Here is a 14,594-nt window from a genome sequence, read left to right as displayed (position 1 = left end):
GTTGCGAGGGGGACGGATGGCCGGCTTCCTGCTACGACGAGCGCTCAACTACGTGGTGCTGTTGCTGCTGGCGTCGTTCCTGACGTTCAGTCTCGCCTCGCTCACGTTCCGTCCGCTCGACAGCCTGGAGCAGCGCAATCCGCGGCCACCGCAATCGGTGATCGACGCGAAGGCCGCCGAACTGCATCTGGACGATCCGATCCCGGTGCGGTACGCGAACTGGCTGGGCGGCGTGGTCCACGGCGACTTCGGCACCACCATCACGGGTCAGCCGGTGTCGGACGAGCTGGGTCGCCGGATCCTGGTGAGCATGCGGTTGCTGATCCTCGGTTCCGTGATCGGAGCGGTGCTGGGTGTTCTGATCGGCGCCGCCGGTGCGATCCGGCAGTACAAGTTCAGTGACTATTTCAGCACCGTCGTGTCGCTGCTGATTCTCAGTGCGCCGGTGTTCCTCGTCGCGACCCTGCTGAAATACGGTGCTCTCCAGATCAACTCGGCCACCGGCAACCAGATCTTCCTGTACACCGGAGAATCCTCGGCCAGCACGATCACCGGGTTCTGGCCGCAGTTCGTCGACCGCGTGCAGCATCTCGTGCTGCCGACCATCGCGCTGGCGTTGGGCAGCATCGCCGGTTACAGCCGGTACCAGCGCAACGCGATGCTCGACGTTCTGGGGAGTGACTTCATCCGGACCGCCAGGGCGAAGGGACTGACCCGGCGGGCGGCACTGCTCAAGCACGGGCTCCGGACGGCACTGATCCCGATGGCGACGCTGTTCGCCTACGGATTCGGGGCGCTGGTCGTCGGCGCCACGTTCACCGAGACGATCTTCGGCTGGCACGGCATCGGCGAGTGGATCGTGATCGGCATCGACAATCAGGACACCAACATCGTCGTGGCGATCACGTCGTTCACCGGGCTGATCGTGCTGTTGTCGGGGCTGCTCTCGGACGTGGTGTACGCGGCGCTCGACCCGAGGGTGCGTGTCGGGTGACCGAGATCCAGATCGCGTCCACCGATGCGGCGGTGTCGGCCGTCGGTCGCCGGACCCTGCTGTGGCGGCGGTTTCTCCGGAACAAGCCCGCCATCGCCGGGGTGTGCGTCCTGGTGTTGCTGTTCGTGGGCAGTTTCGTCGGACCGCACCTGCTCCCCTACGACTATCAGCAACTCGACTACACCGCGCTGCTGCAGCCGCCCAGCGCCGAACATCCGTTCGGCACCAACCAGATCGGCCAGGACGTTCTCGCCCAGACGTTGCGCGGGCTGCAGAAGTCGCTGATCATCGGGATCTGCGTCGCGATCTTCTCCACCGCCATCGCGGCGCTCGTCGGTGCGCTGGCGGGGTATGTCGGCGGCTGGCCGGATCGGGTGATCATGTGGCTGGTCGACCTGCTGCTCGTCGTTCCCAGCTTCATCATCATCGCCGTGTTCACTCCGCGGCTGAAGTCCTCGAGCTCGATCGCCCTGCTGATCCTGCTGCTGGCGGTGTTCGGCTGGATGATCACCGCCCGGATGGTCCGGGGAATGACGCTGAGCCTGCGCGAGCGGGAGTTCGTCCAGGCGGCCCGGTACATGGGCGCCCCCACCCACAAGATCATCACCAGCCACATCGTCCCCAACATCGCGTCGATTCTGATCATCGACGCGACCCTGAACGTCGGTGCCGCGATCCTCGCCGAGACCGGGCTCAGTTTCCTCGGGTTCGGTGTCCAGAAGCCGGACATCTCTCTCGGGTCGCTGATCGCCGACGGCACCGAATCCGCGCTCACCTACCCGTGGCTGTTCCTGTTCGCGGGCGGACTGCTGGTGATCACCGTGCTGTCGGCGAACCTGGTGGGCGACGGTCTGCGCGACGCGGTCGACCCCAGCTCGACGCGGGCCCGGTCCCGCAAGCGGAAGAAGAAGGCGACGCGGTGAGCGGGCGGCCGCTGCTCGAGATCGAGGACCTGCGGGTCAGCTTTCCCAGCGAGGAGGGCCGCATCGAGGCGGTCCGCGGTGTCGGCTACAGCGTCTCCGACGGCGAGGTGCTCGCCATCGTGGGTGAGTCGGGTTCGGGCAAGTCGGTGGCGTCGCTCGCCGTGATGGGTCTGCTGCCCGAGCACGCGCGCGTCACCGGCTCCATCCGGTTGCAGGGCCGCGAGCTGCTGGGCATGGGCGACAAGGAGCTGTCGGCGCTGCGCGGGAAGACGGTCAGCATGGTGTTCCAGGACCCGCTGTCCGCGTTGACGCCGGTGTACCGGGTCGGTGACCAGATCGCCGAGGCGCTGCTCGTCCACGGCCGGGCGAGCAGCAAGAAGGATGCCGCGCAGCGTGCTGTCGAGCTCCTCGACCTGGTCGGGATACCCGATCCGGAGGTGCGCGCCAAGGCCTTTCCCCACGAGTTCTCCGGCGGCATGCGCCAGCGCGTCGTGATCGCCATCGCCATCGCCAACGACCCCGCGCTGATCATCTGCGACGAACCGACCACCGCCCTCGACGTGACCGTGCAGGCGCAGATCCTGAACCTGCTGCGCAAGGCCCGCGACCTCACCGGCGCCGGCGTCGTGATGATCACCCACGACATGGGCATCGCCGCGACGCTCGCCGACCGCGTGGTGGTGATGTACGCGGGCCGGGTGGTGGAGTCGGCGCCGGTGCGCAAACTGTTCGCCGAGCCCCGGATGCCCTACACCGCAGGGCTACTCGTGTCGGTACCCCGGATGGATGCGCCGATCCGGAGCCGCCTGGTCTCGATCGCCGGTGCCCCGCCCGCGCTCCATTCGCTGCCACCGGGCTGCACGTTCGCGCCGCGCTGCCCGCTCGCGGTCGACGCCTGCCTGCTCGCCGAGCCGGAACTCGTCTCGACCGGACCCGGTCATCGGGCTGCGTGCATCCGCGTCGACGAGGCGGGCACCCGGGACCTGTTCACGGCGTATCGGCGGGACCAGCCGGTCCCCGCCCCCACCGCGGAGACGGCACCCGAACAGCGGGTGGTGCTGCAGGTGACCGATCTCGTGAAGACGTATCCGATCACCAGCGGTCTGGTGTTCCGCCGCAAGCGGGGCGAGATCCGGGCGGTCGACGGCATCAGCTTCGACATCCGCGCCGGCCGCACGCTGGCGCTGGTGGGTGAATCCGGCTCGGGCAAATCGACCACGTTGACGCAGATTCTCGACCTGGCCGCGCCGGAAGCCGGTTCGATCGCGGTGCTGGGTGCCGACGTCGCGGCGCTGAGCCCACCCGAAAAGCGTGCGATCCGGCGCAAGATGGCGGTCGTCTTCCAGGATCCGACGGCGTCACTGGACCCCCGGCTGCCGGTGTTCGACGTTCTCGCCGAGCCACTCCGGCTGGACGGTCGCAGGCGTGAGGAGGTCGGCCGCCGGGTACCGGAGTTGCTCGAGCTCGTCGGGTTGCGCCGCGAGCACGCCGATCGCTATCCGGCCGATTTCTCGGGCGGCCAGAAGCAGCGGATCAGCATCGCCCGGGCGCTCGCCCTCGACCCGGAACTGCTGATCCTCGACGAGCCGGTTTCGTCGCTCGACGTCTCGATCCAGGCCGGGGTGCTCAACCTCCTGCGCGATCTTCAGGAGCAGCGGGGCATGTCGTACCTGTTCGTCTCCCACGACCTGTCGGTGGTTCGCAACATCGCGCACGACGTCGCGGTGATGTACCAGGGCAGGATTGTCGAGTCGGGGGCCGCGCAGACGATTTTCGAGGATCCGCAGCACGAGTACACCCGGGCACTCCTCGAGGCAATTCCCGTTCCGGATCCGACGTTTTTGGCACACTAGCCTCAGCGAACTTCGAGGAAGGGCACATCCATGAGGATTCGTTCGGCGCGCACCCGCCTCGCGGTATCGGTCGTGGCCCTCGGCCTGTTTCTCGGTGGCTGCGGGGGTTCGGACACCGGTGATGTCGAGGCCGGATCCGGGTCGATCGGCACCACCAACGACATCAACCCGCACGACCCCAGCGAGCTGCGCGACGGCGGAAACCTGAGGTTGGCGTTGTCGGGTTTCCCCCCGAACTTCAACACCCTGTCCAACGACGGCAACGACACCGAGATCGGCGCCATGCTGAAGCCGATGATGCCCCGCGCGTTCAGCACCGACGCCTCGGGAGCGCTGTCGGTGAACCACGACTACTTCACCGACGTCGCGCTCACCGGCACCGATCCCCAGCAGGTCACGTACACGATCGACCCGAGGGCGGTGTGGTCCGACGGCACCCCGATCACGTGGGCGGACATCCAGTCCCAGGCCGCGGCGCTCAGCGGTGAGAACAAGGACTTCCTGATCGCGAACACGTCCGGGTTCGAGCGGGTGGACAGGGTCGAGCGCGGCGTCGACGACCGTCAGGCGGTGATCACGTTCGCCGAGCCCTACGCCGAATGGAAGGGCCAGTTCGCGGGCAATTCGATGCTCTACCCGAAGTCGGTGACCGCGACCCCCGAGGCGTTCAACGAGAGTCTGCGCGACGGGGTCACGCTGACGTCGGGACCGTTCCGGATCGCGTCGATCGACAGGGCGCAGAACCGAATCACACTGGGCCGCAACCCCGCGTGGTGGGGCAACACTCCGAAACTCGACACCATCACCTACAGCGTTCTCGACGACGCCGCGCGCATTCCCGCTCTGCAGAACAACGAGATCGACGCGTCCGGACTGGGCACCATCGACGAGGTGAAGACAGCACAGGGGTCGGCCGGCATCGCGATCCGCCGGGCGCCGGGAAACCAGTTCTCGCACATCACGTTCAACGGCGCGGAGGGATCGATCCTCGCCGATCCGGAATTGCGGGTGGCGCTGTCCAAGGGCATCGACCGGCAGGGCATCGCGACCGCGATCCAGAACGGTCTGGTCGACGATCCCCAGCCGCTGAACAACCACATCTACCTCAACGGTCAGGAGGGCTACCAGGACAACAGCGCAGCCGTCTCCTACGACCCCGAGGAGGCCGCGAGGCGGCTCGACGAACTCGGCTGGACACTCGACGGCGAGTTCCGGGAGAAGGACGGGCGCAGGCTCGAGATCCGCGACGTGATGTACCAGTCGACCACCTGGGTCCAGATCGCGCAGATCCTTCAGCAGAACCTCGCGCAGATCGGCGTCAAACTGAACATCGACACCCGCGGCGGCACCGGATTCTTCACCGATGTCATCCAGCCCGGCGACTTCGACATCGCCCAATTCTCCTGGGTGGGTGACCCGTTCCCGCTCAGCGGCCTGCCCCAGATCTACGCGTACAACCCCGACGACCTGCAGGGCAATTACGGCCGGATCGGTTCGCCCGAACTGAATGCGCTGATCGAGCGGACGATCTCGGAACTCGACCCGCAGAAGGCGATCGAACTGGCCAACGAGGTGGACACCGCGGTGTTCGAGGAGGGGTTCTCGCTGCCGCTGGTGCAGGCGCCGGGCAATGTCGCGGTGCGCGACAACCTGGCGAACTTCGGTGCCGCCGGCCTCGCGTCCTACGACTACACCACGATCGGCTTCCTGAATTAGCGGGTTCGTGGCCGTCCGCTATCCCGTTGCCGTCGGCGCGTGTGCGCTGGTGGTGTGCGGCGCGTTCGTCGTGGTCGCCGACTCCGATCAGCTCAGCGCACTGGTCGTGGTCGCGGCGACGGTGCTCGGTGTCACCGGCTACACGTGGTTCGCTGCCACCCGTTCGGGGTCGGAGCCGGGTCGGCCTGCCACGGTGCACCGGGTCCGCCAGCAGCATCGGCTGACCAGCAGGTCCTGGATCGAGGTTCGTGAGGAACCGGGTTCACTGTGGATTCCGGTGTTCTTCGATCCCGTCCTGGTCACCCTGCCGACCCCGACAGCGGCGACGGTGCACGGCGTGGGGCGTCGCCGTGTCGTCGTCTGGGAAGGCCGTCGACTGCTTCCCTCCGGTCGAGCGCGTCTCTCGGAGCCGGCCGGGCGGTTGATCGACAACCCATCTCGTCCGGGTCCGGACGGTCCGGTGCGCGCGCGGGTGGCCGCTCGGCCGGTCCGTCGGCTCGTCCTCGACGCCCAGTTCGCGGTGGCGGCACCGTTCGTCGGGGCATTGTGGGTCTACGTCGCGGGCGGCGGGGTCCCTGCGTTCGCCGGCGCGACGTGTGTGGCGGCGGCCGTCGCGGTGTGGTTGGCGGCCGTCCGCGGCTCCGACCCCAGCTGAGGGGTCAGGACATGGTGACGCCCGCGCTGACGAAGCACGGCAGCAGTCCGGCGATCTCGCTCAGCACGGGACCGAATCCCACGGCGGCGGGTACCGGGTCGTTGACGAACGCGACGCCCCGGAAGCCGGTGGTGAGGTTCGTGAACTGCACGACGGCGCCGTTCCACTGCGCGAGCGGCGCGGCGGTGGTGTACCGGATCCGGTCGGGCGCGACCCGCTCCGCGTTGAACGTCAGCCACGCGCCGGGGGCGCACGTCGACATCGAGCCGGGGATGAAGGGCGCCGCGGAGACGGCCGAGGGCACTGCGAACGACAGTGCGCCTGCCACGGCGATCACTGCACCCAACCGGCCCACCACGTGTCGAGTAGACATCGGAATTCCTTTCGGGGCGCGCTAATCCGTCTCCCCGAGTACGGCGGAACCGCGTCACTGAGTGTGAATACCAGGTCAGAGAATTATATCTCCGCAGGTAGGTCTCACCGCTAGAGTGAACGACCCACTCGTGGGCCGAATGCCGTCGTGTAGCGCACGGCGGTGGGGAGCAACGAAACATGCTGCTGCCAAGAAATACTGACTTCGACTCGTGCCGGTTCGACGCAGGCGAGGTCGGCGGACAACCGGTCACTCCGCCACGAGTCGAGCCCCGACGGTGTGCAGCACCTGCACCTCGGGGTTCCACGGGACCAGCGCATCGACGGATTTCTCGAGCTCGTCGACCGGCGGGAGCGTCTCGGGACCGAGCACCGCGACGGTCGCGGTGCCGCCCTGCCAGGTGACGTCGGTGACTTCGGCGCCGGGAGTGCCGGCGAGCCAGTTCTCCGCTGCGGTGGAGATCTGCTGCGCCCACAGCGAGGACAGCGAGTTGACCACCATGGGGATCGCGACCGCGACCAGGACCAGCGCCAGGACGGTATACGCGCGCCGCCGGTGCGCGCCGGTGGCGCTCCCGACTTCCCGGGCGTATCCCGCGGCGACGAGCACGGCCGTCGCGGTGATGACCATCGCCACGACATTGGACGCGAACAGCACGAACGCTCCCACAGCCAGGGAGGGAGCCCCCGATCCCAGGCACACCCCCACCACCGCGAGGGGAGGGACCAGGGAGATGGCGATGGCGACGCCGGGAAGTACGTCACCGACGTCTTTCCTCGCGACGGCGACGGCGCCGACCAGTCCGGTGGCCAGCGCGGCGGCCAGGTCCATCAGGGTCGGTGACGTACGGCCGGTGACTTGCGAATTGGTCAGCACACTCGACGGATTCGGTAATACCTGCGCGAATGCCATGCCCAGCACGACGACGAGGGCGATGCCGGCGAGGACGTAGAACAGGCTGTGCCCGATCAGGCGGCCGTTGCCGGTGGTGATGCCCAACCCCACCCCGAGAATGGGCGTCGACAACGGTGCGACGATCATCGCACCGATGACGGTGGCGGTGGAATCACCCACGACACCGGCCACCGCGATCACGGCCGAGAGCGTCAACATCACCCAGAACGCGGAACGTTTGGCGTCCCGGTCGCCGACCGAGAGATCGAGGCGTTCGCCGAGCTCGGCCAGTGTGCGACGGTGCCTGTCGGGAATGACTCCCAGGCGCCCGGTCACCACGTTTCCGGCCGCGAGGTCCGCGCCGATCCCGCGACGCCGGAGAGGAGCGAGACGATCGCGATACCGACGGTGAAGTAGATCGCCGCGCTGCCGATCCGCGACGCGATGGTGGCCTCGACAGTGAACGGCCACAGCGTTGCGACGAGGGTCGCGAGTACGCAGATCCAGCCGAAGAAGGTCGCCGCGCGCGGCGTCGAGACCATGAGCACGTGCAGGAGCGCGGTGGCGGTCAAGGCGGCGACGGCGGCGCCGACGGCGAGGGTGCTCGCCTGGGAGATTCCCACGGTGGTCGCCGGGGTGATCACCGGGATGTCGAGCAGCCCGCGGACGATAAACAACCCGACGACCGCGGCCAGGGCTGCAACGAGCGCAGTGGCGGCACCTCCGGCCCACAGCCGTTTCGCGTCGACGGTGGGGGCGGCCGGTCTACCGGGCCGGATCTGGTTCATCGAAGGCTCCTTCCGAATGCCGGGCGGAGAGGGTTTCCAGCCACGGTAGGCCGTTCGGATTCTCGAGTTGTCATCCTCCGCGGGTGAAAGGAACGGGCAGAGCAGGTCTGGTCGCGGGGTTATCCGGAGGCGTCACCCACGTCCAATTCGAGACGGTCCTCCTCGAGCCGCACCACCCGGACGGTGCGCGAGTCGCCCGCCGCCGTGGTCACCTCCAGCCGTCCGTCGTCGGCGGGCACCCACGTCCCCTCTCGTGCCTCGTTGGCGTCTCCCCGGCCGATCGCCCAATCGACGAACGAGCCGTCCGGCCGGAATTCGATACCGCCGCGCCCCCTCGCGCGCGGGAAGTCGAATTCGGCGGGCCGGTAGACGCGGAGGCCGTCGTGGTCCTCCTCGAACGAATGCCCCCAGCGGCCGGTGGCGGCGCCCCGGGCGAGGACGGCAGACGATGCCGGACTCGCGGCCCGCCCGGTCCACAACTGCTTCCGGACACCGTCGAGGCACGCTCCCATCCGCGCGCCCTGCCCCTTGGTGAACATGACCATCCCGGCGTCGTCCGTGTAGTCCATGTAATCCATGAACAGGTCGCCGTGGGGGCCGTTCCCGCAACTGATGTGCGGGAATCGCGGCATCCCGACGTTCTGCCCGCCCTGATTGGGGGTGTCGCCGACCTCGTCGGAGCCTCGGCACCCGGTGCCGTCGTCGCCCCAGATGTGGAACAGATTGAAGTAGTGCCCGATCTCGTGGGTCGCGGTGCGCCCGAGGTTGAACGGGGCCCGTGCGGTGCCCGTCGTCCCGAACGCGGTGTAGGTGATCACGACGCCGTCGGTGGCGACCGGACCGCCGGGGAACTGCGCGTATCCGAGCAGACCACCGCCGAGCGCACAGACCCAGATGTTCAGGTATCTCTGCGTCGGCCACGGATCGGCGCCACCGGTCTCCGCGGATTTGACGCCGTCATTCTGGTCGAACGCGTCGACTTCGGTTGCAGTTCGGGTGATTCCGTTCGTCGCCCGCCCGTCCGGATCCGTGTCGGCGAGATAGAATTCGATTCCCGCGTCGCCGACCAGATACTCGAACACGGACGGAACGGTGTCCACGTCGTCGTTGGTGGCCCGGAAATCCTTGTTGAGCACCGCGATCTGGCTCTCGATTTGCGCGTCGGAGATGTTCTGCGCCGCAGCCTTCCACACGACGTGAACGACGACCGGAATCCGTGCGACGCCGCGGGCGGCGATCGACTGCAGCGATTCCAGGTCGATGGTCTGGTTCTCGATCTCCGATCGGGCGATGCGATACGACTCCGACTCGGTCAACAACCGGCGGTGGACGTCCATCGCCCCACAGGTGCGCTGCGTGGGCAGATCGACCTCTGATTCGTTGGTGCTCATGGTGTCGGGCTCCCTTTCGGTTTCAGAGGATCAGGTCCTGGGGACGGATCAGTTCGCGGGGCAGGGCGCTCGCCTCGATCCGCTCGAGCGGATCGGCCGCGATGTAGGGATCGAGAACCAGATCGGTCAACTGGGCGATCCGCCGCACGGGCACCTGGAACGTGCGGTACGCGCCGTAGGAGAACGCCTCCTCCCCCTCGGCGAATTCGCCGAGCAGGGCGGCCTGGCTGAGCAGGTATCCGGTGACCGAGAGACCACCGTCCTGCTTGACCATGGCCACCGTCTTCCAGAACTGACGCGGCAGCGCCACCCCGCGGTATTCGGGGTCGTCGGGCGCGAGAACGGGTCCGGTGACGACACTGACGGCGAGATCGGCGTTGTCCGCGTTCTTCAACACGTAATCTTCGAGGCCCAGCCACAGCGTCTGGCTGGCGTTGAAATTGTGATGTTGCGGAGTGCAATTCGTGAGGTGAAACGTGTCGTCGTTCGCGGCCTTGGCGAGCGGTCCCCACGCCGGGTCGAGTCGGCGCACGAGGTGTCCGCGGTCGAGCGGATTGTCCCGATACACGTCCTCCCCCGTCTGCTGATCGGCCGGAAGTCGCGGGTCGAGAATCCATCTGTCGCTGTCGCGCCGCGGGCTCTGCGACTGCGTTCCGTCGATGTTCACGGCAGTGAACAGCGCCAGCGCCCGCTCTCGGTGCATCACGACGCTGAAGTGGTGGTACGTCAACTCCGGGGACGCGACCGACTGTGTCCCGGGCCGCGGAAGGGGTAGCGGCACCCGCAGGAAGGTCGCGTCGTACCCCCCGCGCGTGCTGTAGTCCGGGTCGATCGAGATCGCCTCGGGCTCAGCGGGTCGCCGGGCGGAGGCCGGTGAGTCGACGGAGCCGAGACGCACCGTGATCTCGAGGGGAACCCGGACGGTCACTTCCCGTTCGCGTTCGACGGCCAGGGATTTCGTCGGTGCCGCCCGCTCGGCGCGGACCACGTCGTCGACGAGGTCACGCGACTGCGGGGCCAGGTTCTGCGCGCGCACGTACTCGAGGATGCGGCTGATGCGCACCCCCTCGTTGAGGACACCACCGAACTCGGTGTGCTGCGGCGCCCGCACACTCGCGTGATGCAACGCGACCACCTCCCACTGATCGTTAAAGACCGGCGAACCCGAGGATCCGGGTTCCGTGTCGGCCGAGTAGTGCAGAAACCGCTCGGGTATGTCGACGATACGGTTCTCCCGCAGGGCAATCTGCTTCTTCTCGCCGCGGGGGTGTTGCACGATGGTCACGAACTCGCCGATGACGGCCTTGCCCTCCGCCTGGATCAGCGGGTTGAAACCGAACTGGGCGAGCGTTCCGGGTTCGGCTCCGACCGCGACGAGCGCGAAGTCGCGTTCCCGGTCGGCGAGATAGAACCGACCCGGGTCCAGCGGGAACATCTGCACGGGGCGCGGTTTCCCGTCGATGCCGTCCTGGTAGTCGAATTCGATCACGCTGCTGCGGGCCGTGTCCGCGTTCGGCAGCACGTGATGGTTGGTCAGCAGCAGCGTGGGTGAGACGAGGAAGCCCGTGCCGTAGCCCTGCAGGGTTCCCCGCGCGTCGCGGATGTTGACGCGTCCGATCGACCGGGCGGCGGCGGCGCCGGCATCGAGGTATCGGACGCCGACGAAATCGGCTGTGTTGATTATTTTCTCGAGTAACCGATCCGGGAGGGCGTCGGCCTCCCAGTCCCCCGCCGCATAGTAGCGACCGAGCCGGTCCACGCGCTTCGCGATCCGTTCGGGAGTATCCGCGGCGGCGACGCCTCCGGGGCCGTTGAGTGCGTCCACGTGCTCGCCCCGCTGCGGTGCCCGTTCGCGGGCACGCAGTTCCGCCGCATCGCGTTGTCGCTGCCATTCCGCCTCGAACGTTCCCCCGGGAATCGCGCGCTGCGACTGTCCGTCTCCGATGTTGTCGACGATGGTCATGACTCGGTCCTCACGTAGGTCGGGCGGCTCGTCCTGTGATTGCGAGCCTGCTCGTCGCGGGCACGTCGGTCATGCGTAGTGGGCTACTCGTTTCTCGGTCCGACCACGGTGTCGGCGCGTTCGTACTGTTCGATGCCGTTCCGGACGACCCGTCGGATGCGGTCGCCGTCGGCCACGAGGTCGTCAAGGAGGGGTACCGCCAGTTCCGGCCGGATGGGGGTTTCCGCGAGGAGTTGCCCGAGTTCGAGTGCGTCCGACCCGAGCGCGCCGACGATGACCTTCCGCCGCGCGGAATCCAGCGCCGCCTCGACGTCGAGTTGCTTCGCGGTGTCGCCCCGCGCCGCCGAGATCGGTGTCGCCGTCTCGACCAGCAGCGCCCGGACCTCCTGCGCCGTCAGGTCGCGGTCGGTCGCCCACACCAGCATCGCGGTAACCGCCACGTACAGCGCGGCGAACGTCGTGCCGTCCATCTCCGGTCGATCGACGAGCTGCTCGCACGCTGTCCCGGTGATCGTCCGCGGCGCGTAGATGTCGGGTTTTCCCGCGTCGGGGAAGTACGGGGTTTCGTGGGTGAGTGTGCCGTCGTCCTCGACGGCTCCGACGGCGAACGCGTCCGCACTCCAGGCCGGATATGCCGGTTCGTCCGAGTGGTCGCCCGAGGCGATCACCAGCCTGCCGTCGCTCACCAGGTGCGCAATCACCGCATTCTGTGCATCCGAGGGCACCGCGTTGCCGTAGTCCAACACCAGGATGTCCGCGTCGGCCAGGGCCGCGTCCTCCATCCACCGGCAGACGTCGCGCTCGGACGGGACACCGTCGCCGAAGGCCAGCTCCCCGGGAAGGAGTTCGGCCAGTGCCGATTCGCCCTCCCCCGTCTCTCCGGCTACTACCCGCCCCGGAACCCCGTGCTTGATGGCGCACTGCGTGACAGAGACGGCGATCTCCTCGCGTCGGCCCACCGTGAACGGACCCGCGACCGCCAACCGCAACGCGCGCCGCACCGGCGACGCTGCCGCCGCCTCCGCTTCGGGCACAGCGGTTTCGGCGCCGAAGAAGTCGGACCCGTTCGATACCTGGGGCTCCGCTTTCGGGGCGCCGACGCCGAGTTGCCGGACGAGGACCGGCAGGTCCCGCGGGTCGAACGTGCCGTTCCGGGCGGCGAGATCGGCCAACTGCTCCCACAGTTCCAGGTGCCGCACGTCGGTGTAGAGCCGGGACAGGTCCTTCTCCGGATAACGGGTCAGGGTCGGCAGATTGCGCCGGATCCATTGCCACACTTCGGGCCACGACAGGGCGTCGAGGCGGATCGTGCGCACCTCCGAGGGGCGGAGCGATCGCGTCAGTTCCACGAGGTCCGCGGTGGCCGCCACCGCGAGCCGCGCCTTGCTGCGCCGCTGCGTCAGCAGGACCAGCGCGTCGAGGAGGCCCGGGGCGCCGGGTGCGTCGCCGAGCAGCAGGTCACCGTCGTCGATGACGATCGCGACCGGGACTTCGGTGAGGTCGCCGAGTAGTCGCTCCCACCAGTCGCCGGCGCTGAATCTGCCCGGCCGGGCGGTGCGCACCCCGACGTCGCGCATCAGCTCGTCGACGAGGCGGGCCAGTTCGCGGACCGGGTCAGGTTCCGCGAGCAGCCGGTTCGCGCTGATGTACAGATGTGCGATCTGCGGGTCGAGCTCGTCGAGCACCCGGTCCAGAAGCGAGGTCTTTCCCGTCGACGGCATTCCGACGACGTGCAGCAACCGCGCCGGCGTCTGCCCGGACAGCACGTCCACCCCCTCGCGCAGCTCCGCGAGGCGGGAGATGAAGCGAAGTTCGCCCTGATGGATACCGAGCCGCAACCCGACCCGCCGGGACGGTGGCTCCGGCCGCGCCCGCGCCTCCGGGTCGATGATCGCGCCGGGCTCGCTACCCCCGACGAACAGGCACGGCACCGCCCAGTCGAGCAGCGGGTCACCGCTGTTCTCGTCGCCGTTGATCGCGAGCCGCGCCAGCCGCAACGCCTCGGCGACAGGCTGGCCGGCGGTCAGTGCCTGGTAGAAGAAGCGCGTCAGCAGTCGCTCCGTCCGGAAGGGCAGCACCGCCTGCATCCCGATCACCATCGGGCATGCATCACGCACGCAGATGTCGGCGGACGACAGCGGACCGGGCCATGGGTCGTCGTCGGCGGCACCGGCCGGCGCGCGTGCCGTCTCACAGCCCGCGAACACGGCCAGCCGGAGGTCCGGGAGTTGCTGCAGCAGCAATGCGAATTCCTGACTGGGCAGCAGCCTCCCGCGGCCGTTGCCCTGCTCCAGCTTGAGCCCGTCCGGATTGGCGTGGCCGAGGTAGTGGAAGAGGTGAAACCCGCGTCTCTGCATGCCCATTCGACTGCGGAGCCGTTCGACCGACGGACGGTCCTCGACCACCACACGGAGCAGACCCCGGTCCACCAGGGGCCGCAATTCCGACAGAAGGCTACGTTTCTCGGCATACAGGTCGAACGGGGCCTCGGAATCCTCGGGGCCCTCCCGCAAGGGGCTCGACATCACCAGCAGGAGGTTGAGCGGCGGCTCGATCGGCGTCTGACGCAACGGATAGGTGCGCGACCGTCCCGACCGCACCACGTGGACGTCGCGCGCCATGGCGAGGAACTGGTCGGGTCGTTGCGGATCCAGCAGCAACTCCCACGGCCAGGCGCACACTTCCTGCGGCGCGGCGAGGAGGCGCAGGAGAAGCTGGGTTCCCGTGGTCCGGGCCAACCCCCGGCTCTGCTGCAGCAGCGTGACGATGTCCGGAACCCCGAACACCAGATCCGTCAACACCTTCCCGACGTCGAGCGCATGGGTTGCGGCGTCGGTGCGCGCGTGCCGGACGGTGTCGGTCAACCAGTCGGACGGTGTGTCGATCGTCTTCCCGGTGACGTCGTTCGGCAGTTTCCATTCCGGGATCGGTCGCCGCACCGCGAAGACCGAACCCATCCGCGACTGCGCCGAGAGCCAGACGTGGTCGCCGGCCCGGAGAACGCTGATCTCCAGTGCCTCGAAACCGGGTGTCGGTCCCATGCG

The 14,594-nt window shown here is 68.2% G+C and carries 11 protein-coding genes; 5 read left to right on the top strand and 6 right to left on the bottom strand.

Features of this window, described 5'->3' with window-relative positions; genetic code table 11:
* Positions 1-16: 16 nt before the first annotated feature.
* The 5 genes from ACLIVD_RS08610 to ACLIVD_RS08590 are packed head-to-tail and all read left to right on the top strand — an operon-like array spanning position 17 to position 6,141.
* The gene (locus ACLIVD_RS08610; RefSeq protein WP_011597545.1) at positions 17-994 is read left to right on the top strand and encodes an ABC transporter permease; all 978 of its coding nucleotides are present in this window, start codon (positions 17-19) and stop codon (positions 992-994) included.
* Positions 991-1,917, top strand: coding sequence for an ABC transporter permease (locus ACLIVD_RS08605; protein ID WP_283333410.1), 927 nt, complete (start codon positions 991-993; stop codon positions 1,915-1,917). The genes ACLIVD_RS08610 and ACLIVD_RS08605 overlap by 4 nt, the downstream gene beginning before the upstream one ends.
* On the top strand, positions 1,914-3,770 hold the full coding sequence (locus ACLIVD_RS08600; protein ID WP_491932271.1) for a dipeptide ABC transporter ATP-binding protein: 1,857 nt from the start codon (positions 1,914-1,916) through the stop codon (positions 3,768-3,770). Before ACLIVD_RS08605 ends, ACLIVD_RS08600 begins: the two co-directional genes overlap by 4 nt.
* Before the next feature lie 30 nt (positions 3,771-3,800).
* Complete coding sequence (locus ACLIVD_RS08595) at positions 3,801-5,486, top strand: ABC transporter family substrate-binding protein (RefSeq protein WP_491932270.1); 1,686 nt, start codon at positions 3,801-3,803, stop codon at positions 5,484-5,486.
* A 49-nt stretch (positions 5,487-5,535) separates the two neighbouring features.
* Positions 5,536-6,141, top strand: a complete 606-nt coding sequence (locus ACLIVD_RS08590; protein ID WP_491932862.1) for a hypothetical protein — start codon at positions 5,536-5,538, stop codon at positions 6,139-6,141.
* A 4-nt stretch (positions 6,142-6,145) separates the two neighbouring features.
* Here ACLIVD_RS08590 and ACLIVD_RS08585 read toward each other — a convergent pair whose 3' ends face one another.
* The 6 genes from ACLIVD_RS08585 to ACLIVD_RS08560 form a co-directional block, all read right to left on the bottom strand.
* Complete coding sequence (locus tag ACLIVD_RS08585) at positions 6,146-6,514, bottom strand: hypothetical protein (RefSeq protein WP_317567848.1); 369 nt, start codon at positions 6,512-6,514, stop codon at positions 6,146-6,148.
* Between the two features lie 249 nt (positions 6,515-6,763).
* Positions 6,764-7,747: a TIGR00341 family protein gene (locus ACLIVD_RS08580; RefSeq protein ID WP_491932269.1), complete on the bottom strand. Its 984-nt coding sequence runs from the start codon at positions 7,745-7,747 to the stop codon at positions 6,764-6,766.
* Positions 7,741-8,196 (bottom strand): DUF6069 family protein, encoded by a 456-nt coding sequence (locus tag ACLIVD_RS08575; RefSeq protein ID WP_491932268.1) that lies wholly within the window; start codon positions 8,194-8,196, stop codon positions 7,741-7,743. Before ACLIVD_RS08575 ends, ACLIVD_RS08580 begins: the two co-directional genes overlap by 7 nt.
* A gap of 119 nt (positions 8,197-8,315) precedes the next feature.
* Positions 8,316-9,587 carry a zinc metalloprotease gene (locus ACLIVD_RS08570; RefSeq protein ID WP_477953410.1) on the bottom strand — a complete coding sequence of 424 codons (1,272 nt, stop codon included), beginning with the start codon at positions 9,585-9,587 and terminating at the stop codon, positions 8,316-8,318.
* Positions 9,588-9,609: 22 nt separating this feature from the next.
* On the bottom strand, positions 9,610-11,550 hold the full coding sequence (locus ACLIVD_RS08565) for a DNA/RNA non-specific endonuclease (RefSeq protein ID WP_491932267.1): 1,941 nt from the start codon (positions 11,548-11,550) through the stop codon (positions 9,610-9,612).
* A gap of 83 nt (positions 11,551-11,633) precedes the next feature.
* A complete protein-coding gene (locus ACLIVD_RS08560; protein WP_491932266.1) occupies positions 11,634-14,591 on the bottom strand; it encodes a CHAT domain-containing protein in 2,958 nt (985 codons plus the stop codon).
* Positions 14,592-14,594 lie beyond the last annotated feature (3 nt).

The sequence above is a fragment of the Rhodococcus sp. G6(2025) genome (assembly GCF_058628105.1).
Note: the sequence above shows the minus strand (reverse complement) of the source record. Positions and strands in the feature narration are given on the sequence as shown.